The organism is Intrasporangium sp. Soil_C_50, from assembly GCF_057656595.1.
The window spans coordinates 37,655-64,648 of sequence record NZ_JBDGKB010000014.1 but is presented as its reverse complement, the minus strand read 5'-3'; the positions used below and the strand labels follow the sequence as shown (position 1 = coordinate 64,648).

The following is a 26,994-nucleotide window of genomic DNA, read 5'->3' as shown; positions in this document are numbered from 1 at the left end:
GCCGGGCCGGGTCCCGCGAACCGGGCGCGTTGGACGAGGCGGGGGCCTACGCTCGGAACATGCTCATCATCGCCATCATCCTCTTCGGAATGCTGGTCGGCGCCGCGGCCCAGCTCATCCTCGGCAAGGGGTCCACGGGCATCGACTGGACGATGGCGATCGTCGCGGGCCTCGTCGGCTCGTTCGTCGGTGGCCTGCTCGCGAGCCTCCTGTCGGGTGACGGCCTCGACCTGCGCCCGAGCGGCATCCTCGGCTCCATCGTCGGCGCCGTGATCGTCACGGCGGGGTGGCGCTGGACCCGCACCCGCAACGTCACCCGCTGACCGCGACCCCCTCCACGGCCACCCGGCCGCTCTCGACGAGCCAGCGGTGTGTCAGCCGCAGCCCGGCGAGCAGGCTCTCGTCGTGGCTGACGACGAGGACCGTGCCGCCGAAGGCCGCCACCGCTGCCTCGAGCTGCTCGATGGCGGCGACGTCGAGGTGGTTGGTCGGCTCGTCGAGCACGAGGACGTTGACCTCGCGGCCCTGGAAGAGCGCCAGGAGCGCCCGCGTCCGCTCACCCATCGACAGGCTCCGCGCCGGGCGGCCCACGTGCTCGGCGCCGAGCCCGAACTTCGCGAGCAGCGTCCGCACCTCGCCGACCGGCCACTCCGACCCGGTCCGTGCGTGCGGGCCGAGCTCGCGGCGCACGACGTCGAGCACCGTGGCGTCGGTGTCGAGGAGCCGGCGTCGCTGGTCGAGCACGCCGACGGAGACGCGGGTGCCGAGGGTCTGGCGTCCCGAGGTCAGCGGGAGGTCGCCGAGGAGCGCCCCGAGCAGCGTCGTCTTGCCGCTGCCGTTGTCGCCGACGAGCGCGACGCGGTCGCCGCGGCCCAGCGTCAGCGACACCGGCCCGAGCCGGAAGCCGTGCCGCTCGACGACGGCCTCCGACAGGGTCGCGACGACGTCGGCCGACGGCCGGCCCTCGGTGATCGTGTACCGCAGCTGCCACTCCTTGCGGGGCTGGTCGACGACCGTGAGCCGGTCGGCCGCCCGCTCGAGGCGGGCGCCCTTGGCAGCCTGCCGGTCGGCGCGGGCGCGGTGCTTCTCGCGGATGTGCTTGTCCGGCTCCTTCGTCGCCTTGGGCCCGGTGCGGCCCTTGACCGCCCAGTCGGCCCGCTGCCTGGCCTGGCCGAGGAGGGCGTCGCGGTCGGACGCGTACTCCTCGTAGGCGTCCCACGCCTGCGACCGGGCCAGGGCGCGCTGCTCGACGAAGTCGCTGTACGTGCCGGTGTAGTGGCCGATCCGCTGCTGGGGCAGGTCGAGCTCGACGACGCTCGTCGTGACGCGGTCGAGGAAGGCGCGGTCGTGGCTCGCGACGAGCACCGGCCCGTCGTGCGACCGGACGAACTCGGCCATGAGGTCGAGGCCGCGCGCGTCGAGGTCGTTGGTCGGCTCGTCGAGCAGCAGCACGTCGTACTGGCTGAGCAGCACCGCGACGAGGCTGGCCCGCGCGGCCTGCCCGCCCGAGAGCGTCCCGAGCGGCCGCGAGGAGTCGACGTCGAGGCCGACGCGTGCCGACACCTCGGGCAGGCGCTCCTCGAGGTCGGCGGCACCGAGGGCCAACCACCGCTCGAGGGCGAGCGCGTACCGGTCCTCGGCCCCGGGGACGCTCTCGGCGAGCGCTGCCGACGCGGCCTCGAGCTCGACGTCCGCAGCAGCGACGCCGGTGCGGCGCCGCGCGTAGGCGAGCAGCGACTCCTGCGCGTCGGGCAGCACCTGAGGGAGCCAGGCGACCGTGGCGTCGGAGGGGGCGAGGCGGATCGAGCCACCCTCGACGGGCAGCTCTCCGACGAGCGTGCGCATCAGCGTCGACTTGCCGGACCCGTTGGGGCCGACGACGGCGGTGACGTCGCCCGAGGCGAGGGTCAGGTCGAGGCCGGAGAAGAGGACACGGGCACCGAAGGCGACGTCGAGGCCGGTGACGGTGAGCGTGGTGGACGGCGTGGAAGACATGAGCGAGGTCCTTGACGGTCGGCAGGGCCCCGCCGGGGCGAGGGACGCGTCAGGCGTCGCGCATCAGCCGGGCGGGCGGGCTCGAGGCATCAGGAGATCCACACGGGACGTGACCTTAGAGCCGCCGGCCCACCGCGTCCACCCATTTCCTGCTCGAGTCTTCCTGCTCGGGGCGCTCGGCCGGCTGGCTGACGTCACCGTCCCTCCGCCTTGGTCCCCTCGACCGCGGCGACGGCCTCGATGCCACCGATGACGGTGTCCAGGCCCGTCCGGTAGTACTCCTCGACGTCGGGCTCGGAGACCAGGGGCCCGGAGGCGGAGCGGATGTTGGGGAAGTCGGTCGGGTCGAGGTCGCGCAGCGACGACTCGAGGACGGCACGCTCGGTGGCCTCGGGCTCAGGGATCGCGCGCAGCGGCTCGTGCTCGACGAGGCTCACCACCATCTGCAGCGACTGCTGGACCAGCAGCACGGCGCGGTCCGGTCCCAGTCCGGCGACTCTGAGGCTGTCCAGCATCGCCTCCAGGGCGGCGAGGTAGCTGGGCAGCAGCACCACCCGCTCGATGACGAGGTGGCCCAGCCACGGGTGGGCGTGGAGCAGGTCGACGAGTGCGACCAGCACCTTCCTGTAGCGCGCGCGCCAGTTCGCGGTGGGGTCGTCGTCGAAGCGGGCTTCGAGGATGACCTGCTCGGCCATGGCGCCCAGCAGGGCGTGCTTGTCCGCGACGTGCCAGTACAGCGCCATGGGGGTGACGCCGAGCTCGCGGGCGAGGCGGCGCATGGACACCGCAGCCTCGCCCTCCGAGTCGGCGAGGGCCACCGCCACCCGGAGGATGCGCTCCGGCGACAGTCCCGAGGCCGGTCTGCCGGCGGGGCTGGAGGGGTTCACAAGAGCAACTATACGCCGTATGGTTACTCGATTCCTATACGCCGTACAGCAGCGAAGGGCCTGCGCATGGTCGGATATGCCGTCACCGTCCTGATCGTCACCTCCGGGATGCTGCTGTCGCTCGCCCCGCTGGCTCGATCAGGCTTCTGGGGGACGACGAGCTGGCTGCTGAGCGACCTCTTCAACGAGTCACCGTTCCTCGCCGCCGGCTACCTGGGCATGGCGACCGCCCCCGCGCTGATCTCGGACGAGCCTGTCGGACCTGACGTCGTCGCGTGGTTCGCGCTCGGGTGCGCCAGCCTGCTCGGGGCTCCGGTGCTGCTGCACCGAAGCGCCCGGGCCGGCGTGGTGCTGGACCGAGCCCTCGACGAGGCCTTCGGCGATCCGTCCCCCGCTTCACCGCACCCCCGCCACGGCTGGCGCGTGCGCCTGCCATGGGCCCGGATCGTGCTGATGCCCGTCCCGGTGTTCCCGCTCGGGGTGCGCGTGCGCCGCGGGCTGCGCTACGGCCCGGCGCGCCGTCAGCGTGTCGACGTCTACCGGGGCCGCGGCGGGGCCCGAGTCGAGAGCGGGATCGACGCGGTCTGTCGTCCGATCCTCATCCACCTCCACGGCGGCGCCTTCCGCACCGGCCGAAAGGGCTTCTACGCCCGGCCCCTGCTGCACGCCTTCGCCCGGCACGGCTGGGTCTGCATCAGCGCCGGCTACCGACTGCGGCCCGGCGCGACCTACGACGACATCCTGAGCGACGTCAAGCGCGTCGTGGCGTGGGCGCGCGCCCACGCACGCGACCATGGCGCCGACCCGTCGTGCATCGTGCTGTCCGGCAGCTCGGCCGGCGCCCACCTGGCGATCACCGCGGCGCTCACTGCGGACGACCCGGCCCTCCAGCCCGGCTTCGAGGGGGTCGACACGAGCGTCACGGCGGCGATCGGTCTCTACGGCTACTACGGCCCGGTCGACCGCGGCGGACGGGCGTCGCGGCCGGCGGCTCATGCACATCCGGGCGCACCGCCTCTGATGATCGTCCACGGCGGCCAGGACACGCTCCTGCCGCCCCGAGCCGCGCGACACCTCGCGGAGCAGGTGAGGGCCGTCTCGGCCAGCCAGGTCGTCTACGCCGAGCTACCCGGCGCGCAGCACACCTTCGACCTGCTCCACTCCCTGCGTTTCGAGCTGGTCGTCGACGCGCTGTGGGCGTTCTGCGACCGGGTGCGCTCCCGGTGAAGCTCCGGTGGGCATCAGGTCAGAGCAGGCCGGCCTCGTGGACCGTGATGGCGACCTGGACGCGGTTCTGGCCGCCGAGCTTCTCCAGCACCTTCGACACGTGCGCCTTGACCGTGGGCACCGACAGGTAGAGCTCGCGCGAGATCTCCGCGTTCGACAGCCCGCGCCCGACGGCGACGGCCACCTCGCGCTCGCGCCCGGTCAGCACGGCCAGGCGGTCCAGGGCTGCCGCGCGCCGGTCCTCGCCGGCGGAGGGGTCGGGGTCGGCCGCGACGCGGGCCATGAGCGCGGCCGCGACGCTGGGGGACAGGATCGGCTCGCCGGCCGCGACGAGCCGTACCGCCTCGACGAGCCGCCGCGGCTCGGTGTCCTTGAGCAGGAACCCGCTCGCGCCGGCCCGCAGCGCCTGCACGACCATGTCGTCGGCGTCGAACGTCGTCAGCACGATGACGCGCGGTGGCGCGCCCGTGGCCTCGCTCGGGGCCTCGCTCGGGGAACCCGTGTCGAGGAGCCGCCGGGTCGTCTCGAGCCCGTCGCGGCGGGGCATCCGGATGTCCATGAGGACGACGTCGGGTCGGTGCTCGCGCACCACGGCCTCACCGTCGACGCCGTCGCCGGCCTCGGCCACGACCTCGACATCGGGTGCGCCGCCGAGGATCATCCGCAGCCCCGCCCGCACGAGCGCGTCGTCGTCGACGATGACGACGCGCGTCCTCGTGTCCGTGCCCTCGACCCCCGTCACGACGCCCACGGTAGCCGGGCGGTGACGACGAAGTCGCCCCGCCGGTCGGGGCCGTAGGTCAGCTCGCCGCCGGACAGCACGGCGCGCTCGGTGAGCCCGAGGAGCCCGAGCCCGCTGCCGGCCACCCCTGCCACCCCTGCCACCCCTGCCGCGGACCGGTCGCCGGGAGCCGGCACGCCTGCCGGGGTCCGCACGGTGACGTCGACCTGGCCCGCCCCGACGCCAGCGCGCGCCACGGCGAGGGTCACCGTGGCGCGTCGATCGGGGGCGTGCTTGCGGGCGTTCGTCAGGCACTCCTGGACGATCCGGTAGGCGTTGCGCGACACCCGGTCCGGCACCTCCGCCGCCTCGCCGGCCTGCTCGAGGACGACGTCGGTCCCGGCGGCGCGCGCCTCCGCGACGAGCTCCTCGACGTCGTGCAGCGTCGGCTGGGGGCGCTCGGGTACCGACGCGTCCGGGAGCGCCTGCCCGTCATCGGGATCGGCGGCGTCGGGCTGGATGGGCAGCGGCACGTCGCGGAGCACACCGAGCACGTCACGCAGCTCGGACAGCGCCTGGTTGGCGCTCGACCGGATGATCTCCGCGGTGGCGGCGACCTCGTCGCGACCCAGGTCGTCGCGGAAGGCGAGGGCGCCGGAGTGCATGGCCACCAAGGAGATCCGGTGGGCGAGCACGTCGTGCATCTCGCGGGCGATCCGCGCGCGCTCGGCCACGCGAGCCTGCGCGACGCGCATGGCTTGCTCACGCTCGGCGGTGAGGGCGCGCTCGTGGAGCGAGGCGACGAAGGCCCGGCGCTCGCCGATGGCCCAGCCGCTCGCGACGCTGGCGGCCAGGATGAGCACCGAGATGACGATCCCCGACACGCTGACCGTCGAGTCCTCGGTCGGGTAGAGCAGCGCGTTGACGAAGCCGGCCGCGAGGAACGGAACGGCCACGGCCGCGATCTCCCGCCAGCGTCGACGTGTCGACAGCGACACGAGGGCGAGGATGCTCGGGCCGACGGCGGCCATGGACACCGCCGATGCCAGGGCGCTGACCCACGCGACGGTCCGCGGGTACCGGCGCCGCCAGAGCAGCAGCACGGCGCAGGCGAGCCCGACGGCGGCGTCGACGAGCAGCCAGCTCTTGCCGAGGGTCGGGTCGACGCCGCGGTGGTCGAGCTGTGCCTGGACCGAGCCCCAGAGCGCCGCGCCGAAGAGGACGGCGACGGAGAGTCGCCACACCTCGCCCCACACGTGGCCGCGTCGGGTGCGGGCGATCCGGGGCAGTGGCACGGGCCCAGCGTAGGCAGCGGCCCGCAGCCTCCGCATCCGTCCGGGGTAGGGGTGGGAAGGGGTCACCCCGAGGCGCGACCCTGACTCGGGTCAGGGTCGACTACGACCTGGGTAGGGGTCGGAATCAGGCTCATGACCGATGTGCGCGCCCCCGCACGCACGTCAGGGTGGAGCCCATGATCACAGTCGAGCGACTCACCAAGCGGTACGGCCCGTTCACGGCCGTCGACGACATCTCGTTCGAGGTGAAGCCCGGTCTCGTCACCGGCTTCCTCGGACCGAACGGTGCCGGCAAGACGACGGCGATGCGCGTCATGTCCGGCCTCACCCCGGCCACCTCCGGCCGTGCCACGGTGCTCGGCAAGCCGTACGGCGCGCTGCCGAACCCGGGCCGCCACGTCGGCCTGCTCCTCGACGCGTCGGCCCAGCACGCCGGCCGCACCGGCCGCGAGGTGCTGACGCTCGGCGCCATCCTCATGGGCGTCGGCCGCGGCCGCGTCGAGGAGATGCTCGAGCTCGTCGGCCTCACCGAGAAGGAGGCGAACCGACGCGTGCGCAACTACTCGCTCGGCATGCGCCAGCGCCTCGGCATCGCCCACGCCCTCCTCGGCGACCCCGAGGTGCTCATCCTCGACGAGCCGGCCAACGGCCTCGACCCGGCCGGCATCCGCTGGATGCGCGACCTGCTGCGCGGCTACGCCAACGAGGGCGGCACCGTGCTGCTGTCCTCGCACCTGCTCAACGAGATCGAGCGCGTCGCCGACGAGATCGTCGTCATCGGCCACGGCAAGATCGTGGCGCACGGCACGAAGGACGACCTGCTCGCCGGCGCCGGCACGTACGTGCGCTCGACCGACGACGACGCCCTGCTCGCGGCGCTCGCCGCCGAGTCGGTCGTCGCGCACCGCACCCCGACCGGCGGCGTGCAGGTGGAGGCCGAGCCGCTCGCGGTCGGTCGCGTCGCCGCCGCCCACCAGATCGTCCTGACCGAGCTGCGCGGTGGCGACAGCCGAGGTCTCGAGGAGATGTTCCTCGACCTCACGGCCGACGCCGCCCGAGAGGAGGTGGCCGCATGACCACCACGACCACTACGACGAAAACGCCTGCGGCACAGGCGTCCCCGAAGCACGCCGAGTCGTCGCTGCCGACGAGGGCGAAGGTGCCGGCCCGCATCGGAGGCGAGCGGCCCACCACCGGGGTGCCGTTCACGCGCCTCGTCCACGTCGAGCTGCGCAAGATGCTCGACACCCGCGCCGGTCGCTGGCTGCTCATCGGCATCGCGGCGGTCATCGCGATCGCCCTGACCATCATGTTCTTCAACAACGGTGGCCAGCACTCGTTCGGCGACTACCTACAGGCCACGACGATGCCGATGGCGATCATCCTCCCGGTGGTCGGCATCCTCGCCGTGACGTCGGAGTGGAGCCAGCGCACCGGCCTCGTGACGTTCGGCCTCGAGCCGCGTCGCATCCGCGTCGCCTGGGCCAAGCTCGTCAGCGCCCTGCTCGTCGGCGTGACCGCCTTCGCACTGTCGCTGGCGCTCGCGGGGATCGCGCACCAGGCCGCCATCACGTTCCGCGGCATCGAGGGCGACTGGTCGATCGGCGGGCTCGTCCTGCTCGGCGCGGCGGGCTACGTGCTCCTCGGCGTCGCGCAGGGTGTCGGCTTCGGCATGCTCTTCAAGAACACGCCGGCCGCGATCGTCGTCTACTTCGTCCTGCCGACCGCGTGGTCGATCCTCGGCTCGATGGTCTCCTGGCTGCGGTCGGCCTCGGAGTGGCTCGACCTCAACCAGACGATGCAGCCGCTGTTCGAGGGCTCCCTCACCGGCGCCCAGTGGACCCACCTCGGTGCGTCCGTCGCCCTCTGGGTCGTCGCACCGCTCGCGGTCGGCATCTGGCGCCTGACCCGCTCCGAGGTCAAGTAACAGGTCCAGCCACCCGTCGAAAGGCCACGTTCGGCGGCCCGACGACAGTCGAGAGGCCACCTTCCGCGGGGGGAAGGTGGCCTCTCGACGTGTCGGAGACGACCGAACGTGGCCTCTCGACGGTTGGGGTTGAGGGTGGGGAGCCGGTCAGTGGGCGGCGTTGGTCGCGTCCTCGACGACCGGGTCCTTCGCCGGTGCGGCGTCGTCGGCGTCGCCGCCGGGGTTCGGGGCGCCGAGCCCGGCCCGGACCAGCTCCTCGATCTGCTGGCCCGTCCCGGCGTCGACGTTCTTCCAGTACTCGAAGGCGCGCTCGAGCACGGGCGACTTCACACCGCCCAGCAGGTGCCCGGCGACCGTCTCGGTGAACGCCTCGCGCTGCGCGTCGTCCCACACCTCGCGCACGAGCCGCCCGGCCTGGCCGAAGTCGTCGTCGTCCTCGCGCAGCGTGTAGGCCTGGCGCACCATGGCGCCGTCGCTCTCCCAGCCCTCCTCGACCTCGCCGACGTGGTCGGCGTACCCACGTCCCTCGCTGTTCGGCGCGTACACCGGGGCGTCGCCGCGGTGGTCGTAGGCCATCGGGCCGTCCTGCGTGTACGTGTTGAGGTCGTCGACGCGCGGGCGGTTGACCGGCAGCTGGAGGTAGTTGGGCCCGATGCGGTAGCGATGGGTGTCGCTGTAGGCGAAGGCCCGCCCGAGCAGCATCTTGTCGGGCGAGAACCCGATGCCGGGAACGAGCGCCGACGGCTCGAACGCCGCCTGCTCGACCTGGGCGAAGAAGTTGTCGGGGTTGCGGTCGAGGGTCATGGTGCCGACGTCGATGAGCGGGTAGTCCACGTGCGGCCACACCTTCGTCAGGTCGAAGGGGTTGAGGTGGTAGGTCTTCGCGTCCTCGTACGGCATGACCTGCACGCGCAGCCGCCAGCTCGGGTGGTCGCCGCGCTCGATGGCGTCGTGGAGGTCGCGGCGGTGGAAGTCGGCGTCCTGCCCGGCGATGTTCTCGGCCTCGGCGCCGGTCAGGCCCTCGACGCCCTGGTCACTGTGGAAGTGGTACTTGACCCAGAACCTCTCGCCCGACGCGTTGACCCACATGTACGTGTGCGAGCCGTAGCCGTTCATGTGCCGGTACGTCTTCGGGATGCCGCGGTCGCCCATGAGGTAGGTGACCTGGTGGGCCGACTCGGGGTTGAGCGACCAGAAGTCCCACTGCATGTGGTTGTCCCGCAGGCCCGACCCGCCCCGACGCTTCTGGCTGCGGATGAAGTGCGGGAACTTCATCGTGTCGCGGACGAAGAAGACCGGGGTGTTGTTGCCGACGAGGTCGTAGTTGCCCTCGGTCGTGTAGAACTTCAGCGCGAAGCCGCGGGGGTCGCGCCACGTGTCCGGGCTGCCCTGCTCGCCGGCGACGGTCGAGAACCGGGCCAGCATCTCGGTGCGCACGCCCGGCTGGAAGAGCGCCGCCTTGGTGTAGCGCGACACGTCCTCGGTCGTCTCGAAGACGCCGAACGCGCCCGAGCCCTTGGCGTGGACGTTGCGCTCCGGGATGCGCTCGCGGTTGAAGTGCGCCATCTGGTTGAGGAAGTGGGTGTCGTGCAGCAGGATCGGCCCGTCCGGGCCGACGGTGAGCGAGTTGCGGTCGCTCGGTGCCGGCGCGCCGTTGTCGGCGTGCGACCCGAGACGGGCCTCCTCGCTCGGTGCCGTCTCGACCGAGGGCCGTCCGTTGTGGGTGTCCGTCATGTCCGCTCCTTCGCTCGGGTCGTGGGGGGTGGGTGGTGTCCCCGCCCTCGCGACGTACCCGATCCGCTCCGACCGAGCCGGTCCTCCCGCCGTGGAACTGCGTGGACCCGCTGGAGCGCCGGCGCTCGCCGCGGCCGGCGGGGCGTCCTACAGTCGACGCGTGGGCCGGGCGGTGGTCAGCCGGTGGCGTCCCGTCGTGGGCGCCGTCCTCGGCGCGGCCCTCGCCGCTGCCGTGGGTGGCTGCACGACCGCCGACCCGGGGCTCCGGGAGTCGACGCGTCCGGCGTCGGGTGCCGTCGTCCCACCGGGCGTGACGTTCACCCCGGTCGACCCCGGCCCGGCGCCGACGATCACGGTGCCACCACGTCGTACCGGCGAGGTGGCCCGGGTCGTCGTGACGCGCAACGGCCCCGGCAAGGCGTTCCGCAACGTGCCGGGGGAGGCCGCCGCGGCGGGGCGCACCTACACGGTCGAGGTCGCCTGTGCCGCAGGCCGTCCGACGACGGACACGACCGACACGAACGGCACCACGTACGCCATCTACGACGCCGCGCCGGGCACGTGGGGGCACGGCGAGCCGCTGTACTCGCGGGCGTTCGCGTGCGACGGCACCGTGCAGCGCACCGTCGACCTCGGGCTGCCGGCCGGTCCGGTGCAGATCGACGTGCGCGGCCTGCCCGCCGACGCCGTCGCCGCCTACGCCGTCATCCGGCGCGAGTGACGGCTCTGGGGCGACGCCGCGAACTCGGTCGAGCGCGTCCCGCCGGCGCCGTTAGGCTGGCCCGCGTGATCGACATCAAGCTCGTGCGCGACGAACCCGACCGGGTCCGCGCCTCGCAACTGGCCCGTGGAGAGGACCCGGGGATCGTGGACGCGATCCTCGCTGCCGACGAGCGCCGTCGATCCTCCCTCACCGACTTCGAGCGTCTCCGCGCCGAGCAGAAGACCGTCAGCAAGGCGGTCGGCGCGGCCATGGGCGCGTTCCAGAAGGCGAAGAAGGCCGGCGACGCCGACGCCGAGCACCTCGAGAAGAAGGCGCACGAGGCGCGTTCGCACGCCGCCACGCTGAGCGACCGCGTCAAGGGCCTCGAGGAGGAGGCCGGCGAGGCCGCCGCCGAGCTCGACCGCCTGCTCCGACGCGTCGGCAACGTCATCATCGACGGCGTGCCCACCGGCGGCGAGGACGACTACGTCGTGCTCGAGACCGTCGGCGCCCCGCGCGACTTCGCGGCCGAGGGCTTCGAGCCGCTCGACCACCTCGCCCTCGGCGAGAAGCTCGGCGCCATCGACATGGAGCGCGGCGCGAAGGTCGGCGGCGCGCGCTTCTACTACCTCACCGGCGTCGGGGCCCAGCTCGAGCTCGCCCTGCTCAACATGGCGATCGCCCAGGCCACCGCCTCGGGGTTCACGCCGATGATCACGCCGACGCTCGCGCGCACCGAGATCATGGCCGGGGCCGGCTTCATCGACGCGCACGACGAGGAGGTCTACAAGCTCAAGGACGACGAGCTGTACCTCACCGGTACCTCCGAGGTGGCCCTCGCCGGCTACCACGCCGACGAGATCATCGACCTGAGCAACGGCCCGAAGCGCTACGCCGGCTGGTCGGCCTGCTACCGGCGCGAGGCCGGCTCGCACGGCAAGGACACCCGCGGCATCATCCGGGTGCACCAGTTCCACAAGGTCGAGATGTTCAGCTACTGCCGGCCGGAGGACGCCGAGGCCGAGCACCAGCGCCTGCTCGGCTGGGAGCGCGAGATGCTCGCCAAGATCGAGGTGCCCTACCGCGTCATCGACACGGCCGCAGGCGACCTCGGCGGGCCGGCCGCGCGCAAGTTCGACTGCGAGGCCTGGGTGCCGACGCAGGGCAAGTACCGCGAGCTGTCCTCGACGTCGAACTGCACGACGTACCAGGCGCGCCGGCTCAACACCCGCGAGCGCGACCCGAACGGCTCGGGCACCCGCGCCGTGGCGACGCTCAACGGCACCCTCGGCACGACGCGCTGGCTCGTCGCCATCCTCGAGAACCACCAGCAGCCCGACGGCTCGGTCGTGGTCCCCGAGGCCCTGCGCCCCTTCCTCGGCCTCGACGTCCTGACGCCCTCGAACCGCGTCGAGGGGGCAGTCGAGGTCAGCGCTCGTCGAGCATGACCTCGATGCTGTAGTCCTCGGCGTGGTAGCAGTGGTCGCCGTACTCGACGGGGTCGCCGACCGCGTCGAAGGCGGTGCGCGACATCGTCAGCACCGGCTGCGACGGGCGTAGCCCGAGGTGACGCCGCTCCGACGCCGTCGGGGTGCGGGCGCCGATGCGCTGGTGGGCGACGACCGGCTTGCCGCCGCGGGCCCGGAGCAGCGCGTAGAGGCCGTCGCGCTGCAGCTCCTCCCGGGAGATGTCGGAGTAGCGCGGCGGCAGCCAGTTCTGCAGGATCGCGAGCGGCCGGTCGCCGTTGCTGCGCAGCCGCACGACGTGCAGCAGCGGAGTGTCGACCGGTATCCCGAGGGCCGACGCGGCGACGGCGTCCTCGACGACCTCGTGCTTGAGCACCTCGGTGCGCGGGTCGGCGCCGCCCTCGCTCCGCAGGTCGTCGTAGAGGCTGGTCAGCTCGGCGCGCCGGTGGATCTGGCGCCCGGCCACGGTGGTGCCGAGGCCGCGTCGGCGCAGCACCAGGCCCTGGGCGACGAGCTCCTGGATGGCGCGGCGGACCGTCGGGCGCGAGAGCCCGAGGCGGTCCGCCATCGCCACCTCGTTCTCGAACGGGTCGCCCGGCTGGAGGTCACCGCGCGAGATGGCCCCGCTCAGCTGCTGCGCCAGCTGGTGGTAGAGCGGTACCGGCGTCTCGCGGTCGATGCGGACGTCAACGGTCTTGGCCATGGCCGCAGACTAGCCACTGGGCTCCTGCATGTTCGCAGGTGCTCACAACCTGACACCTCGGCGTGTCCCGACGCGGCCGCGTCGTCATCGCGGTGCCTTGACCACCAGGACCGGCACCTCCGCGTCGAGGATGACGTTCTGCGCGACGCTGCCGAGGAACGCCTTGCCCATGGGGGAGCGACGCCGTGCGCCGATGACGAGAAGCTCGGGCTTGAGCTCGCGCGTCGCGCCGAGGATCGCCTCGGACACGTCGCCGATGTCGTGGCCGCCCGCGACGAGGTGGACGCGGACGTCCACCGCGCCCAGCCCCGCCGAGTCGAGCGCGTGGTCGACGGCGTCGGAGATGCCGGCCCGCGTCGCCTCGGCGACGTCGTTGTCGAGGGCCTCGACGACGTGGACGACGACGAGTCCCGTGCCCCGGTAGCCCGCCTGGCGGGCCGCCTCCTGGAGCACGAGGTCGCTGGAGGACCGCACCTGGTGTGCCACTGCGACAGTCATGGTGCTCTCCTCCTCGCTCAGCGCTGCAGCTCGTGCGACAGCTCGGCGAGCTCGTCGCCCCCGGCCATCTGACGTGTCAGCTCGTCGAGCGTCACCTCGGAGCGCTTCTTGTCGAGCACCGCCTGGCCGAGCTTGAGGATGACGAAGTGGTTGCCGACGAGGTGGGCGTGGTGCGGGTTGTGGGTGATGAACACGACGCCGAGGCCGGCATCGCGCGCCGCCGCGGTGTACTTGAGCACGACGCCGGACTGCTTGACGCCCAGGGCCGCGGTCGGCTCGTCGAGGATGAGGACGCGGGCGCCGAAGTAGACGGCGCGCGCGATGGCGACGCACTGGCGCTGGCCACCGGAGAGGTTGCCGATGGGCTGGTTGATGTCCTTGACGACGATCCCCATCTTGCGCAGCTCCTGGTCGGCGATCTCCCTCATCTCGCTGATCTTCAGCGGGGCGAAGGGCACCCGACCCGAGACCATCTCGGAGCCGAGGAAGAAGTTGCGCCAGACCTCCATGAGGCCGACGACCGCGAGGTCCTGGTAGACGGTCGCGATCCCGTGGGCGAGCGAGTCGCGCGGGCTGGTGAAGCTGACCTCCTTGCCGTCGACCTTCATCGTTCCCTCGTTGTGCGGGTGCAGCCCCGAGATGATCTTGATGAGGGTGGACTTGCCGGCGCCGTTGTCACCGAGGACGCAGGTGACCTCCCCGGCGTTGACGGTCAGGTTGATCCCCTTGAGGGCGCGGATCGCGCCGTAGGTCTTGCCGATGTCGATCATCTCGACGAGCGGCTCGCCCTTGTGCAGCTCCGGATCGGCGTGCTCGTGCAGGGTGTCGGTCATGTCAACCCACCTTTCGGGCGCTCGAGAGTCGCTTGACGTAGAGGTTGACCATCACGGCGAGCAGGAGCATGACGCCGAGGAAGGCCTTGAACCAGTTCGGGTCCCACCCGGCGTAGACGATGCACAGGCTGGTCATGCCGAAGATGAAGGCGCCGATGGCCACGCCGATCGCGTTGCCGTAGCCGCCGGTCAGGAGGGTGCCGCCGACGACCGCGGCGATGATGTAGAGGAACTCGTTGCCCACGCCGTTGCCGGCCTGGAGGGTGTTGAAGTTGTAGAGGTAGTGCATGCCGGCGAACCAGGCGAGAAAGGACACGGTCATGAAGAGACCGACCTTGACCCGGGTGACCGGAACGCCCACGGCTCGGGCCGAGGCGGCGTTGCCGCCGACCGCGTAGATCCAGTTGCCGACCTTGGTGCGCTGCAGCACGTACGCGGAGAGCGCGACGAATAGGAACCACCAGACGACCGTGATGGAGAGGGTGACCGAGCCGATCTGCCACTCGTTGGCGAAGATCCAGTTCAGCGAGGAGTAGCCGGCCATCTGGTTGATGTTCGGGCTGGACACCGAGCCGGTGACGAGCTTGGTCACGCCGAGGTTGGCGCCCTGCAGCACGAAGAAGGTGCCCAGGGTGATGAGGAAGCTCGGGATCCCGGTTCTCATGACGAGGTAGCCGTTGAGGAACCCGATCGCCAGGCAGAGCACCAGCGACAGGATCGCGCCGACCCACAGGTTGATGCCGAGCTGGTAGCAGAACATCGCGTTGAACAGCCCGGCCGTGGTGACGGTGACCCCGGCGGAGAGATCGAACTCGCCGCCGATCATCAGCATGCCGACCCCGACCGCGACGATGCCGATCGTCGAGGACTGGTAGAGCACGGTGAAGAACGAGGCCGGGGTGCGGAAGGCGGGCGCGACGATGAGGAAGAAGACGAAGATGACGATCGCCGCGACCAGGGCGCCGATCTCGGGCCGGGCCAGCAGCCGGTTGGACCAGCCCAGGGTGACCCGGTTGGACGCCTCGGCCGGGGCCGACGGCGACGGGTCCGTCTTGACGGGAGTACTACTCATGACAGCTCCAGTGCTGTTGGGCGGGGGCCGGGCTGCCTGGTCTGTCTCGACGGCCCGGCCCCCTGGAGGCGGTTAGCGAGTGTTCGCCTTGATGAAGGGGAGGACCTGGGCGATGTTCGACTTGTCGACGAAGGAGGGGCCGGTCAGCACGGCCTGGCCGCCACCGAGGATGTTGCCGTTCTTCTTGTACAGGTACAGCTGGGTGATGGCCATGTAGCCCTGCAGGTACGGCTGCTGGTCGATGAACCACTCGATCTTGCCGTCCTGGACCGCCTGGGCGGCGTCGGGGTTGGTGTCGAACGTCCCGATCTTCACGGTGGCCCCGGCCCCCTGGGCGGCCCTGATGGTGTCGAGGGCCTGCGGTGCGCCGAGGGTGATGACCCAGTTGATCGACTTGTCCTCGGTCAGCTTGGCCTGGATGGCGGTGGTGACGGCGGCGTCGTCCGAGCCGTTGACCTGCAGGTTCTCGGTGTTCGGGAAGGACTCCTTGACGCCGGCACAACGGTCCTCGAGGGCCACCGACCCGGTCTGCTGGATGGTGCAGAGGATCTTCGTGGCACCGGCGGCCGCGGCCTTCTTGCCGGCCTGCTGCCCGCCGAGCTTCTCGTTGGAGGCGAAGTGCGTCAGCGCGCCGGCCTGCTGGAAGTAGTCGATGCCCGAGTTGAAGGTGTCGACGGGGATGCCGGCCGCGACGGCCTTCTTGATCGTCGGGATGAGCGCGTCCGGGGTGACCAGCGTCGTGGCGATGCCGTCGACCTTGGAGTCGATGGCGTTCTGGATCAGCACGGCCTGCTTGGTGGCGTCCGGGTCCGAGGAGTACTTCAGGGTGGCCCCGGTGTCCTTGGCGGCCTGCTGCGCGCCGGCCTTGATGCGGTCCCAGAACGTGTCACCCGGCGTCTCGTGGGTGATCATCGCGAAGGTGTAGCCGCTGTTGCCGCCGCCACCGCCGCCCCCACCCGTCGACGTGGTGCTGGGCGCGCCACCGCTGCTGCACGCGGCGAGGGCCAGGGACGCCGCCGCGGCGATGCCGACGGCGGTGGTCAAACTCTTGCGAGTCCGGGACGGGATCATCGTTGATTCCTTTCGTCGTGTCGCGGGTCTCCGGTCAGCCTGACTCGGCGCGACGTGAGGGTGACGGGTGCAGGCGGGGAGGGCCGGCCCCCTCGGTCCGGTCCGTGGTCCACGAGATCCCCTGACGGGCTCGTGCACCCTGCCTGCGCTTCGTCTGGCGGGGGGCTGTGCCGCGCCCCGCCGGTGCCTATTCAGATCTGGCTGTGTGTGCGTCCGGGTCGGACGTGGAGGGCGGCGTGGTGTCGCCTCGACCGTTGCGGGCCACCGTGGTGACCCGCCGCTCTGTCGGTCCCGTCGTCGTTGTCGGGGTTGTCCGTCGACCCCGGCGTCGGTGCCGGCAATTGGGAGGATGCAACACCTCTGCAAAGCATGTCAAGCAATTGACCAAACATCAGAATGTTCTTACATTTGCTTGACATGGCTCGACGCCGACGAGGACGATCGAACCCGAACGAGCGGTACCACCCAAGGGAGTGTGTTGTGCGAATCGGACTTGCCGGCGTCGGCCGGATCGGGGCCTTCCACGCTGAGACGTTGCGCGACCTGCGCGACGTCGACGAGGTCGTCGTCACCGACGCCCTGCCGGACGCGGCCCGCGCGGTCGCCGAGCGCCTCGGGGTCGGCTTCTCGCCCTCGCCCGAGCAGCTGCTCGCCGACGGCGTCGACGGCTTCGTGATCGCGACGGCGACGCCGGGGCATGCGCCCCTGCTGCGGCTCGGCCTCGAGGCCGGCGTGCCGACCTTCTGCGAGAAGCCGGTGGCCTCGACGCTCGCCGAGACGATGGAGCTGGCCAAGCTCGTGCGCGGCTCGGACGTGCCGGTCCACGTCGGTTTCCAGCGTCGCTTCGACTGCGGCTACCAGCGGGCGCAGGAGGCCGTAGCGGCCGGCGAGCTCGGCTTCCTCCACTCGGTGCGCGCGATGACCCACGACCAGGCGCCGCCGCACGCGGCCTACATCCCGACGAGCGGGGGCCTGTTCCGCGACTGCTCGATCCACGACTTCGACATCATCCGGTTCGTCACCGGCCGCGAGGTCGTCTCGGTCTACGCGACGGGCGCGAACAAGGGCGCCGACTTCTTCAGCGAGGCCGGCGACGTCGACACCGCTGCCGCGATCCTGACCCTCGACGACGACACGCTGGTGTCGGTGACGGCCACCCGGTACAACGGCGGGGGTCACGATGTACGCATGGAGGTTCTCGGCAGCGAGGGCACGCTCGGCGTCGGGTACGACGACTCGCTCGCCGTCACGTCCGCCGAGCCGGGGGCCACCTACCCGAGCGGGCCGCGGCACTGGTCGTTCATGGAGCGCTTCCTGCCGGCCTACCGCGCCGAGCTCACCGCTTTCGCCGCGGTCGCGCGTGGCGTGCGCCCCTCGCCGTGCACCGTCGACGACGCCCTTGCCGCCTTCCGGGTCGCCGAGGCGTGCGAGCTGTCGCGTCACGAGGGACGCGTCGTGCGGCTCGAGGAGGTCGAGACGCTGTGAGCACGCTCCCCACCCACGAGGGTGGCGCCCCGACGACGGCCGAGCCCTACGACGTCGTCGCCATCGGCCGCACCGGCGTCGACATCTATCCGCTGCAGCACGGCGTCGGCCTCGAGAAGGTCCGCACCTTCGAGAAGTTCCTCGGTGGCAGCGCGACGAACGTCTCCGTCGCCGCCGCGCGGCACGGTCGACGCGTCGCCCTGCTGACCCGCGTCGGCAAGGACGCGTTCGGCCGGTACGTGCACGAGGCGCTGCGCGACTTCGGTGTGGACGACCGGTTCGTCACCGCCGTCGACGGGCCGCCGACACCGGTGACCTTCTGCGAGGTCTTCCCGCCCGACGACTTCCCCCTCTACTTCTACCGCTACCCGATCGCGCCCGACCTGCTCATCGAGGCCGACGAGCTGCCGCTCGACGCGATCCGCTCGGCGGGCCTCTACTGGTCGACGGTCACGGGGCTGAGCCAGGAGCCGAGCCGCGCGGCGCACTTCGCCGCGTGGGCCGCTCGGGGCCGGGCGCGGCACACGGTCCTCGACCTCGACTATCGGCCGATGTTCTGGGGCAGCCCCGCCGAGGCCGGCGCCCAGGTCGGCGCCGCCCTCGAGCACGTCACCGTCGCCGTCGGCAACCGCGAGGAGTGCGAGGTGGCGGTCGGCGAGACCGAGCCGCAGCGCGCCGCGGACGCCCTGCTCGAGCGCGGCGTCGAGCTGGCGGTCGTCAAGCAGGGCCCCAAGGGCGTCCTCGCGGCGACGCGTGACGAGCGCGTCGAGGTGCGGCCGTTCCCGGTCGACGTCGTCAACGGCCTCGGCGCCGGCGACGCGTTCGGCGGGGCGCTGTGCCACGGACTGCTGTCGGGGTGGGACCTGCGCCGCATCCTCGAGTTCGCGAACGTCGCGGGCGCCATCGTCGCCGGCAAGCTCGAGTGCTCCACCGCCATGCCCACGACCACAGAGGTCGACGAGCGGCTCGGCTCGTCCCGGTCGTCCACACCCGTCGCCGAACCTGTTGCCGAGGAGGCACGATGACCACCACGACCGGCCCCACCAGCCCGTCGACCCGCGGGCCCGCCGGACGCGTCGCGGTGTCCGAGCTGACCGAGATCCGCGTCCGCGAGCCGCAGAGCATCGCCGACGCCTGGGCCTCGCGCCGCCGGCGCCCACTCGTCGGTGACGACGGACGCCTCCTCGTCGTCGCAGCCGACCACCCGGCCCGGGGTGCCCTCGGCGTGCGCGGTGCGGGCGCGGCGATGGCGAGCCGGAGCGACCTGCTCGAACGGCTCGTCACGGCCCTCGGCCGGCCCGGCGTCGACGGCGTGCTCGGCACGCCCGACATCCTCGACGACCTCCTGCTGCTCGGTGCCCTCGACGACAAGCTCGCGATCGGGTCGATGAACCGCGGCGGTCTGCAGGGCGCGAGCTTCGAGCTCGACGACCGGTTCACGGCGTACTCCGCGGCCGAGATCGACGACCGTGGTCTCGACGGCGGCAAGATGTTGACGCGCATCTGCCTGGACGACCCCGGCACCGTCGCGACGCTGGAGGCCAGTGCCGACGCCGTCACCGCGCTCGCGCAGCGCCGCCTCATGGCGATGGTCGAGCCGTTCCTGTCCACCCGCGAGGGCGGCCGCGTCGTCAACCAGCTCGATCCCGACTCGACGATCACGTCGATCCACATCGCCCAGGGCCTCGGCGCCTCGAGCGCCTACACGTGGCTCAAGCTGCCCGTCGTCGACGAGCTCGACCGCGTGATGGACGCGACGACGCTGCCGACGCTGCTCCTCGGCGGCGACCCGCAGGGCGACCCCCACGACACGTACGCCTCGTGGGGCCGGGCGCTCGACCTGCCCGCGGTGCGCGGCCTCGTCGTCGGGCGTGCACTGCTCTACCCGCCCGACGGCGACGTCGGGGCGGCGGTCGACATCGCCGCCGAGCTGGTCCACGGGGCCGGTCTCGACAGCGAGGGGGGCCCGGCGTGAGCGACACCGCGCGCTGGACGCGTCCGCTCGGGTCGGCGTCGGCCGACGGGTGGGACGTCGTCATCGACGACGGCCTCGACGGCTGGGCACACACGAGCCTGCGCGTCGTCGCCCTCGATGCGGGAGAGTCCCGCACCGTGCACGCTGAGGAGTGGGAGCACGTCGTCGTGCCCCTGTCCGGCTCGGTCGAGGTGCTCGCGGTCGCCGCGGACCCGTCCGACGGCGTCGTCGGCGACGTCGTGCTCGCCGGACGCGCGTCGGTCTTCTCGGGTGCGACCGACGTCGCGTACGCGGCGCGCGACACCGCCGTGACGGTGACGGCGCACGAGGGCCCGGCCCGGGTGGCGGTCTGCGGCGCCCGCGCGGCGGTTCGGCACACGCCGCCGTTCCGCCACGTGGCCGCCGCAGACGTGCCGGTCGAGCTGCGGGGCGCCGGGGTGGCGAGCCGCGAGGTGCGCAACTTCGGCACCCCCGGCGTCCTCGACGCCGACTCGATCATCGCCTGCGAGGTGGTGACGCCCGCCGGCAACTGGAGCTCCTACCCGCCCCACAAGCACGACGAGGAGCGGCCGGGCGTCGAGACGCAGCTCGAGGAGATCTACTACTTCGAGGTGCAGCACGAGGGCGGGGCTGCTGCCGCGAACGGCGCGGATCCCGTTGGCTACCAGCGGGTCTACGGCACCGACGAACGACCGATCGACGTCCTGGCCGAGGTGCGCAGCGGCGACGTCGTGCTCGTGCCACATGGCTGGCACGGGCCGGCGATGGCCCCGCCCGGCTACGACCTCTACTACCTCAACGTCATGGCCGGCCCCGGGCAGGAACGGGCCTGGCTCATCTGCGACGACCCGGCACACGGCTGGGTCCGTGACACGTGGTCGACCCAGCAGGTCGACCCCCGACTCCCGCTTGGAGGCACCCGATGACGCGTGACGCCCAGCCCGACGCCGGTTCGACCGTGCGCCTCACGGTGGCGCAGGCCCTCGTGCGGTTCCTCGCGAACCAGTGGAGCGAGCGCGACGGCGAACGGCAGAAGCTCTTCGCCGGCTGCTTCGGCATCTTCGGCCACGGCAACGTCGCCGGGCTCGGCCAGGCGTTGCTGCAGAACGAGCTGGCCGACGGCGAGGAGCACCTCCCGTACGTCCTGGCCCGCAACGAGCAGGCGATGGTGCACACCTCGGTGGCCTACGCCCGGCAGAAGGACCGCCTCCAGACCTGGGCGTGCACGGCGTCGGTCGGGCCCGGCTCGACGAACATGCTGACGGGCGCGGCACTCGCGACGATCAACCGGATCCCCGTCCTGCTCCTGCCCTCCGGCACGTTCGCGACGCGGGTCAGCGCGCCGGTGCTCCAGGAGCTCGAGCTGCCGTACGCCGCCGACGTGACGGTCAACGACGCCTTCCGCCCGCTCTCGCGGTTCTTCGACCGGGTCAGCCGGCTGGAGCAGCTGCCGTCGGCCCTGCTCGGTGCGATGAGGGTGCTCACCGACCCGGTCGACACCGGCGCCGTGACGATCGCACTGCCGCAGGACGTGCAGGCCGAGGCGCACGACTGGCCCGTCGAGCTTTTCGCGCCGCGGGTGTGGCGCGTGGCCCGGCCGCTGCCCGAGGCCGTCGACGTCGCTGACGCAGCTGCGGTGATCCGCTCGGCGAAGCGTCCGCTGGTCGTGGCCGGCGGCGGCGTGCACTACTCCGGTGCCGAGGCGGCGCTGCGGGCGTTCTGCGAGGCGACGGGCATCCCCGTCGGCGAGTCGCAGGCCGGCAAGGGATCGCTGCCGCACGGCCACCCGCAGGAGATGGGCGCTGTCGGCTCGACCGGCACCACGGCGGCGAACGCCCTCGCCGCCGAGGCCGACGTCGTCATCGGCATCGGCACCCGGTGGAGCGACTTCACAACGGCCTCGCGAACCGCCTTCCAGGACAACGGTGTCCGCTTCGTCAACGTCAATGTCGCGAGGTTCGACGCCGGAAAGCACTCCGGCCTGTCGGTCGTGGCCGACGCCCGCGAGGCGTTGACCGCGCTGACGGCCGCACTCGAGGGCTGGTCCGTCGACGACGCGTACCGCTCGCGCCAGGCCGACCTGTGGAGCGCGTGGGACGCGTCGGTCGAGGCGGCCTTCAACCCGCCCGCCGAGGTCACCGACCGGCTCGCCGCAGGCCTGCTCACGCAGGGCGAGGTGCTCGGTGCCGTCAACGAGCTGACCGACCCCCGCGACGTCGTGCTCTGCGCGGCCGGCTCGATGCCCGGCGACATCCACAAGCTGTGGCGGGTGCGCGACCGCAAGGCCTACCACGTCGAGTACGGCTACTCCTGCATGGGCTACGAGGTGCCGGCGTCGATCGGCATCCGCCTCGCCGACGAGTCGCGGGACGTGTTCGCGATGGTCGGTGACGGTGGGTACCTCATGATGCCGACCGAGCTCGTCACGGCGGTGCAGGAGCGGGTCAAGGTCGTCGTCGTGCTCGTGCAGAACCACGGCTTCCACTCGATCGGGTCCCTCTCGGAGTCGCTCGGGTCGCAGCGGTTCGGCACGAAGTACCGGTACCGCGGCGCGTCCTCGGGCCGCCTCGACGGCGACGTCCTGCCCGTCGACCTCGCCGCCAACGCGCGGTCGCTCGGTGCGCACGTCATCGAGGTGCACTCGCGCGACGAGCTGCACCAGGCGCTCAAGGAGGCCAAGGCGTGGCCCTCCGACGGTGGCCCGGTCGTCATCCACGTCGAGACCGACCCGACCGTCTACGCCCCCGACAGCGACTCCTGGTGGGACGTGCCGGTCTCGCAGGTCAGCGACCTCGCCAGCACGCAGCACGCCTTCCGCGAGTACGAGGAGCACAAGGCCACCCAGCGGCCCCTCGTCGCCCCCGCCTCCAGCCCCTCGACCACGACACCGGAGTCCGCGTCATGAAGCTCGCCCTCGACCCGTACATGTTCCGCACGACACCGCTGCTCGAGCTGCCCTCTGTCGTGGCCGATCTCGGCTACGAGTGGATCGAGCTGTCGCCCCGCGACGACTTCATCCCGTTCTTCAACCACCCCCGCGTCGACGACGCCGGTGTGGCGACGTTCCGCACGGCGCTGCGCTCGGCCGGGGTCGGGGTCTCCTCGGTGCTGCCGCTCTTCCGGTGGTCCGGGCCCGACGAGGAGGACCGTCAGGCGGCGGTGCGCTACTGGAAGCGCGCCATCCGGATCGCCTCGCTCCTCGGCGTCGACACGATGAACTCCGAGCTCAACGGCAACCCTCGCGAGGCGGCGACGTGCGAGCGGATGTTCTGGCGCTCCCTGGAGGAGCTGCTGCCCGAGTTCGAGAAGGAGGGCATCCGCCTCGTCCTCGAGCCGCACCCGGACGACTGGGAGGAGGACGGCAAGCGCGCCGTCGACATCGTCCGGGGGATCAACAGCCCGAACGTCTCCTTCCTCTACTGCGCGCCACACACGTTCCACCAGGGCAACGACTGCGACGCGATCATGGACAGGGCCGGCGACCTGCTGACGATGGTCCACGTCGCCGACGCCTACGACCACACCGCGTCGTCCGGGCTGCGCTACATCGTCAACCCGCCCGGCTCGCAGGTCACCGTGCACCAGCACCTCGACATCGGCCAGGGCGAGGTCGACTTCGACGAGTTCTTCCGCGGCCTCGAGCGCATCGGCTTCGACGGCATCGTCACCTCCTGCGTCTTCGCCTGGGAGGACCGCGCCCGGGAGTCGAGCGAGTACATGCGCGACACGATCCGCTCCTACCTCGACAAGTGGTCCACCCCGCCCACCCTCGTCTCCCCGTACGGCCGCTGAGCCGAACCCCTTTCCCGAGTTCCGCTGCTGCGCAGCCCGTTCCACCGAAGGACAAGCACCATGAGCACCCCGACCCGCATCACCCACCTCATCGACGGCCGGCCGTGGGCCGGCACCGCCGAGCGCACGTCGCCGGTGTTCAACCCGGCCACCGGCGAGCAGACGGGCGTCCTCGACCTCGCGTCGGCGGCCCTCGTCGACGACGCCGTCAAGAGCGCCAAGGCCGCCTGGGAGGAGTGGGCCGACGCATCGCTCGCCAAGCGCGCCCAGGTGCTCTTCGCCTTCCGCGAGCTGCTCAACGCCCGCAAGGACGAGATCGGGGCCCTCATCACCGCCGAGCACGGCAAGGTGCTGTCCGACGCCGTCGGCGAGGTGACGCGCGGCCTCGAGGTCGCCGAGTTCGCCTGCGGCATCCCGCACCTGCTCAAGGGCGGCTTCAGCGAGAACGCCTCGACCAACGTCGACGTCTACTCGATCCGCCAGGCCGTCGGTGTCGTCGCGGTCATCTCGCCGTTCAACTTCCCGGCCATGGTGCCGCTGTGGTTCATCCCGATCGCCATCGCGTGCGGCAACGCCGTCGTGCTCAAGCCGTCGGAGAAGGACCCGTCGGCCGCCCTGGCGATCGCCGCCCTGTGGAAGGAGGCCGGCCTGCCCGACGGCATCATGCAGGTCGTCAACGGCGACAAGGAGGCCGTCGACGCGCTGCTGACCCACCCTGACGTCAAGTCGGTGTCGTTCGTCGGCTCGACCCCCATCGCGAAGTACGTGTACGAGACGGGCACCGCGCACGGCAAGCGCGTGCAGGCCCTCGGCGGCGCGAAGAACCACATGCTGGTGCTGCCCGACGCCGACCTCGACCTCGCAGCCGACGCGGCGGTCAACGCCGGCTTCGGCTCGGCGGGCGAGCGCTGCATGGCGATCAGCGCCCTCGTGGCCGTCGAGCCGATCGCCGACGAGCTGATCAGCAAGATCAAGGACCGCATGGGCAAGCTCGTCACCGGCGACGGCACGCGCGGCTGCGACATGGGCCCACTCGTCACGAAGCAGCACCGCGACAAGGTCGCCGGCTACCTCGACTCCGGTGTGGCCGACGGCGCGACGCTCGTCGTCGACGGTCGTGAGAGCGACTTCGACTCCGACGGCGAGGGCTACTTCCTCGCCCCGACGCTCTTCGACAACGTCAAGCCGGGGATGTCGGTGTACGACGACGAGATCTTCGGCCCGGTGCTGTCGGTGGTGCGCGTCCACTCCTACGACGAGGGCCTCGAGCTCATCAACAGCAACCCGTACGGCAACGGCACGGCGATCTTCACCAACGACGGCGGCGCCGCGCGGAAGTTCCAGCGCAATGTCGAGGTCGGCATGGTCGGTGTCAACGTGCCGATCCCGGTGCCGGTGTCGTACTACTCCTTCGGCGGCTGGAAGAGCTCGCTGTTCGGCGACACGCACGCGCACGGCATCGAGGGCGTCCACTTCTTCACCCGCGGCAAGGTCGTGACGTCGCGCTGGCTCGACCCGAGCCACGGCGGCCTCAACCTCGGCTTCCCCCAGAACGACTGAGCAGCAAGGAAACACGGACCGATGACGTTCCCCACGGCGCTGCCCGCGCCGCGCACGCCCGACCCGATGGACGCCCCGCCACTGCGGTGGGGCGTCCTCGGGACGGGCTGGATCGCGCAACGGTTCTGCGACGCGATGGCCCGGCACACGCGCCAGCGCGTGCTCGCCGTCGGATCGCGGACGCGTCAGGGCGCCGACGCGTTCGCCGACGCCTTCGTCGCCCGTAACCCTGGCGTCGGGGGTGCCGGGAGCCCCGAGCGCCCGGTGACGTACGGCTCCTACGAGGCGCTCGTCGCCGACCCCGACGTCGACGTCGTCTACGTCGCGACGCCGCACCACCTGCACCTGCCGCACGCGCGGCTCGCGCTCGAGGCGGGCAAGGCGACCGTCGTCGAGAAGCCGATGGGCCTGTCGGCGGCCGAGGTCGCCGAGCTCGAGGGCCTGGCATCGACGCGCGGGCTGTTCCTCATGGAGGCGCTGTGGTCGGCGTACCTGCCGAAGTTCGACGTCGTCCGCCAGCTGCTCGACGACGGCGCGCTCGGCACCATCCACTCGGTGCAGGCCGACCTCGGTGAGCACTTCGGGCCGGAGCACCGCATCATGCGCGCCGACCTCTTCGGCGGGCCGCGGTACGACCTGCTCACCTACCCGCTGTGGTTCGCGCGGTGGGTGCTCGGCGACCTCGAGGAGGTCACCGAGGTCGTGACGCCGGCCCCGGCGTCGCTGAGCCCGGACGGCGTCGAGGGGCAGATCGCCGTGTCGGCACGGTCGGCGTCCGGCGGGCTCGCCTCGCTGTTCGCGACGATCCTCGGTGACACCCCGACCACCGCGACGGTCGTCGGCTCGGCCGCGACGCTCCGGATCGACGGGCCGTTCTACCAGCCGGGCGGGTTCACCCTGCGCGCGCACGACGGCCGCGAGCTGCGGTACGACGAGCCGCGCATCGCCCACGACGGGCTCCATCACGAGGCGGCGGCAGCAGCGCGCGCCGTCGCAGCCGGGCGGCTCACCGCCCACCACCAGACCACCGGGTGACCCGACGGCGACGAAGCCGCAACCCGAGGAAGCGAGAGGAAGCACCATGGCCGAGTCCAGGGCCCGCAACACCGACGAGCGCTACAGCAAGCTGACGATCGGCGTGTGTCCCGACCAGTGGGGCGTCTGGTTCCCCGAGGACGACAAGCAGATCCGTTGGGAGACAGCGCTCGACGAGATGGCCGAGGCCGGCTTCTCGGTCATGGAGACCGGGCCGTTCGGCTACTTCCCCAAGGATCCGAAGCGCCTCCAGGAGGAGATGGACCAGCGCGGCTTCCAGGTGGTGGCCGGCACCGGCTGGGGCATCCTCCACAAGCCCGAGGCCTGGGCCGACACGGAGAAGACCTTCCGTGAGATCGCCGAGACCCACGCCGCCGTCGGCGCGGAGTACGTCGTGCACCTGCCCCCGATGTTCCGCGACGAGAAGACGTGGGACTACACGGACGACCGGGTGCTGTCGACCGAGGCGTGGAACACCTACATCGCCAATGCCGACCGGCTCGGGCGGATCATGAAGGAGGACTACGGCCTCCAGATGGTGCTGCACCCGCACGGCGACAGCCACATCGAGACCCCGGCCGACATCGACCGGATCTTCCAGGCCACCGACCCCGAGTACGTCGGCTTCTGCCTCGACACCGGGCACATCGTCTACGGCGGCGGCGACCCGATGGAGCTGTGCCGCAAGTACCCCGAGCGCATCTCCTACGTCCACATCAAGGCGATGGACGAGGACCTCGTCAAGCAGGCCCACGACGAGGACTGGCCGTTCGGCCTCGCCGTCGCCAAGGGCTGCTCGGTGCGGCCGCCGGCCGGTGCCCCAGACATGCCCTCGCTCATCGAGGCCCTCGCCGACCTCGACAAGGAGCTCTACGTCGTGTGCGAGCAGGACATGTACCCGTGCGACCCGTCGTACCCGCTGCCCAACGCCATCCAGACCCGCGAGTACCTGGCCTCCATCGGCCTCGGCCTGCTCTGAGCCCGCGGGCTCTCCTCACAGTGACGAAGGAGTCAT

The 26,994-nt window shown here is 71.8% G+C and carries 25 protein-coding genes; 15 read left to right on the top strand and 10 right to left on the bottom strand.

The genetic code is table 11. The features are described from left to right. Positions 1-59 precede the first annotated feature (59 nt). Complete coding sequence (locus tag AC3A5R_RS19965; protein ID WP_487622524.1) at positions 60-323, top strand: GlsB/YeaQ/YmgE family stress response membrane protein; 264 nt, start codon at positions 60-62, stop codon at positions 321-323. Here the strand turns inward: AC3A5R_RS19965 and AC3A5R_RS19960 are convergent. Further along, positions 313-1,995, bottom strand: coding sequence for an ABC-F family ATP-binding cassette domain-containing protein (locus AC3A5R_RS19960; protein WP_487622523.1), 1,683 nt, complete (start codon positions 1,993-1,995; stop codon positions 313-315). The genes AC3A5R_RS19965 and AC3A5R_RS19960 overlap by 11 nt on opposite strands. A 194-nt stretch (positions 1,996-2,189) precedes the next feature. Continuing rightward, positions 2,190-2,882 carry a TetR/AcrR family transcriptional regulator gene (locus AC3A5R_RS19955; protein WP_487622522.1) on the bottom strand — a complete coding sequence of 231 codons (693 nt, stop codon included), beginning with the start codon at positions 2,880-2,882 and terminating at the stop codon, positions 2,190-2,192. Positions 2,883-2,948: 66 nt separating this feature from the next. Here AC3A5R_RS19955 and AC3A5R_RS19950 point away from each other — a divergent pair, with 66 nt between their 5' ends. Further along, positions 2,949-4,109, top strand: coding sequence for an alpha/beta hydrolase (locus tag AC3A5R_RS19950; protein WP_487622521.1), 1,161 nt, complete (start codon positions 2,949-2,951; stop codon positions 4,107-4,109). Between the two features lie 19 nt (positions 4,110-4,128). Here AC3A5R_RS19950 and AC3A5R_RS19945 read toward each other — a convergent pair whose 3' ends face one another. Further along, positions 4,129-4,860 carry a response regulator gene (locus AC3A5R_RS19945; RefSeq protein ID WP_487622520.1) on the bottom strand — a complete coding sequence of 244 codons (732 nt, stop codon included), beginning with the start codon at positions 4,858-4,860 and terminating at the stop codon, positions 4,129-4,131. Next, complete coding sequence (locus AC3A5R_RS19940; protein ID WP_487622519.1) at positions 4,848-6,125, bottom strand: sensor histidine kinase; 1,278 nt, start codon at positions 6,123-6,125, stop codon at positions 4,848-4,850. The genes AC3A5R_RS19945 and AC3A5R_RS19940 overlap by 13 nt, the downstream gene beginning before the upstream one ends. Positions 6,126-6,301: 176 nt before the next feature. Here AC3A5R_RS19940 and AC3A5R_RS19935 point away from each other — a divergent pair, with 176 nt between their 5' ends. Together AC3A5R_RS19935 and AC3A5R_RS19930 are read left to right on the top strand one after the other, a co-directional pair. Beyond that, on the top strand, positions 6,302-7,201 hold the full coding sequence (locus tag AC3A5R_RS19935; RefSeq protein ID WP_487622518.1) for an ABC transporter ATP-binding protein: 900 nt from the start codon (positions 6,302-6,304) through the stop codon (positions 7,199-7,201). Beyond that, a complete protein-coding gene (locus tag AC3A5R_RS19930; RefSeq protein ID WP_487622517.1) occupies positions 7,198-8,052 on the top strand; it encodes an ABC transporter permease in 855 nt (284 codons plus the stop codon). Before AC3A5R_RS19935 ends, AC3A5R_RS19930 begins: the two co-directional genes overlap by 4 nt. Positions 8,053-8,199: 147 nt before the next feature. Here AC3A5R_RS19930 and AC3A5R_RS19925 read toward each other — a convergent pair whose 3' ends face one another. After that, positions 8,200-9,786 carry a catalase gene (locus AC3A5R_RS19925; protein ID WP_487622516.1) on the bottom strand — a complete coding sequence of 529 codons (1,587 nt, stop codon included), beginning with the start codon at positions 9,784-9,786 and terminating at the stop codon, positions 8,200-8,202. Positions 9,787-9,946: 160 nt separating this feature from the next. Here AC3A5R_RS19925 and AC3A5R_RS19920 point away from each other — a divergent pair, with 160 nt between their 5' ends. Together AC3A5R_RS19920 and serS are read left to right on the top strand one after the other, a co-directional pair. After that, on the top strand, positions 9,947-10,507 hold the full coding sequence (locus tag AC3A5R_RS19920; RefSeq protein ID WP_487622515.1) for a hypothetical protein: 561 nt from the start codon (positions 9,947-9,949) through the stop codon (positions 10,505-10,507). A gap of 65 nt (positions 10,508-10,572) precedes the next feature. Further along, complete coding sequence (serS, locus tag AC3A5R_RS19915; RefSeq protein WP_487622514.1) at positions 10,573-11,937, top strand: serine--tRNA ligase; 1,365 nt, start codon at positions 10,573-10,575, stop codon at positions 11,935-11,937. Here the strand turns inward: serS and AC3A5R_RS19910 are convergent. From AC3A5R_RS19910 to AC3A5R_RS19890, 5 genes are all read right to left on the bottom strand, one after another. Then, positions 11,918-12,658 carry a GntR family transcriptional regulator gene (locus AC3A5R_RS19910; protein ID WP_487622513.1) on the bottom strand — a complete coding sequence of 247 codons (741 nt, stop codon included), beginning with the start codon at positions 12,656-12,658 and terminating at the stop codon, positions 11,918-11,920. The genes serS and AC3A5R_RS19910 overlap by 20 nt on opposite strands. A gap of 84 nt (positions 12,659-12,742) precedes the next feature. Next, complete coding sequence (locus tag AC3A5R_RS19905) at positions 12,743-13,156, bottom strand: universal stress protein (protein ID WP_487622512.1); 414 nt, start codon at positions 13,154-13,156, stop codon at positions 12,743-12,745. A gap of 17 nt (positions 13,157-13,173) precedes the next feature. Continuing rightward, on the bottom strand, positions 13,174-13,989 hold the full coding sequence (locus AC3A5R_RS19900) for an ATP-binding cassette domain-containing protein (protein WP_487622511.1): 816 nt from the start codon (positions 13,987-13,989) through the stop codon (positions 13,174-13,176). Between the two features lies 1 nt (position 13,990). Then, the gene (locus AC3A5R_RS19895; RefSeq protein ID WP_487622510.1) at positions 13,991-15,061 is read right to left on the bottom strand and encodes an ABC transporter permease; all 1,071 of its coding nucleotides are present in this window, start codon (positions 15,059-15,061) and stop codon (positions 13,991-13,993) included. A gap of 72 nt (positions 15,062-15,133) precedes the next feature. Beyond that, on the bottom strand, positions 15,134-16,132 hold the full coding sequence (locus AC3A5R_RS19890; protein WP_487622509.1) for a substrate-binding domain-containing protein: 999 nt from the start codon (positions 16,130-16,132) through the stop codon (positions 15,134-15,136). Between the two features lie 480 nt (positions 16,133-16,612). Here AC3A5R_RS19890 and AC3A5R_RS19885 point away from each other — a divergent pair, with 480 nt between their 5' ends. From AC3A5R_RS19885 to AC3A5R_RS19845, 9 genes are read left to right on the top strand one after another with little or no spacing between them, the layout of a single operon-like run. Continuing rightward, positions 16,613-17,617, top strand: a complete 1,005-nt coding sequence (locus AC3A5R_RS19885; protein WP_487622508.1) for a Gfo/Idh/MocA family protein — start codon at positions 16,613-16,615, stop codon at positions 17,615-17,617. Next, positions 17,614-18,642, top strand: a complete 1,029-nt coding sequence (iolC, locus tag AC3A5R_RS19880; RefSeq protein ID WP_487622507.1) for a 5-dehydro-2-deoxygluconokinase — start codon at positions 17,614-17,616, stop codon at positions 18,640-18,642. Before AC3A5R_RS19885 ends, iolC begins: the two co-directional genes overlap by 4 nt. Continuing rightward, positions 18,639-19,592 carry a Cgl0159 family (beta/alpha)8-fold protein gene (locus AC3A5R_RS19875; protein WP_487622506.1) on the top strand — a complete coding sequence of 318 codons (954 nt, stop codon included), beginning with the start codon at positions 18,639-18,641 and terminating at the stop codon, positions 19,590-19,592. Before iolC ends, AC3A5R_RS19875 begins: the two co-directional genes overlap by 4 nt. Then, a complete protein-coding gene (gene iolB / locus AC3A5R_RS19870; protein ID WP_487622505.1) occupies positions 19,589-20,518 on the top strand; it encodes a 5-deoxy-glucuronate isomerase in 930 nt (309 codons plus the stop codon). The genes AC3A5R_RS19875 and iolB overlap by 4 nt, the downstream gene beginning before the upstream one ends. After that, positions 20,515-22,497 (top strand): 3D-(3,5/4)-trihydroxycyclohexane-1,2-dione acylhydrolase (decyclizing), encoded by a 1,983-nt coding sequence (gene iolD / locus AC3A5R_RS19865; RefSeq protein ID WP_487622504.1) that lies wholly within the window; start codon positions 20,515-20,517, stop codon positions 22,495-22,497. The genes iolB and iolD overlap by 4 nt, the downstream gene beginning before the upstream one ends. After that, a complete protein-coding gene (locus AC3A5R_RS19860; protein ID WP_487622503.1) occupies positions 22,494-23,384 on the top strand; it encodes a sugar phosphate isomerase/epimerase family protein in 891 nt (296 codons plus the stop codon). Before iolD ends, AC3A5R_RS19860 begins: the two co-directional genes overlap by 4 nt. Positions 23,385-23,444: 60 nt before the next feature. Continuing rightward, positions 23,445-24,944 carry a CoA-acylating methylmalonate-semialdehyde dehydrogenase gene (locus AC3A5R_RS19855; protein ID WP_487622502.1) on the top strand — a complete coding sequence of 500 codons (1,500 nt, stop codon included), beginning with the start codon at positions 23,445-23,447 and terminating at the stop codon, positions 24,942-24,944. Between the two features lie 21 nt (positions 24,945-24,965). Beyond that, positions 24,966-25,979 (top strand): Gfo/Idh/MocA family protein, encoded by a 1,014-nt coding sequence (locus AC3A5R_RS19850; protein ID WP_487622501.1) that lies wholly within the window; start codon positions 24,966-24,968, stop codon positions 25,977-25,979. Positions 25,980-26,025: 46 nt separating this feature from the next. Further along, on the top strand, positions 26,026-26,958 hold the full coding sequence (locus AC3A5R_RS19845; protein ID WP_487622500.1) for a TIM barrel protein: 933 nt from the start codon (positions 26,026-26,028) through the stop codon (positions 26,956-26,958). Positions 26,959-26,994 lie beyond the last annotated feature (36 nt).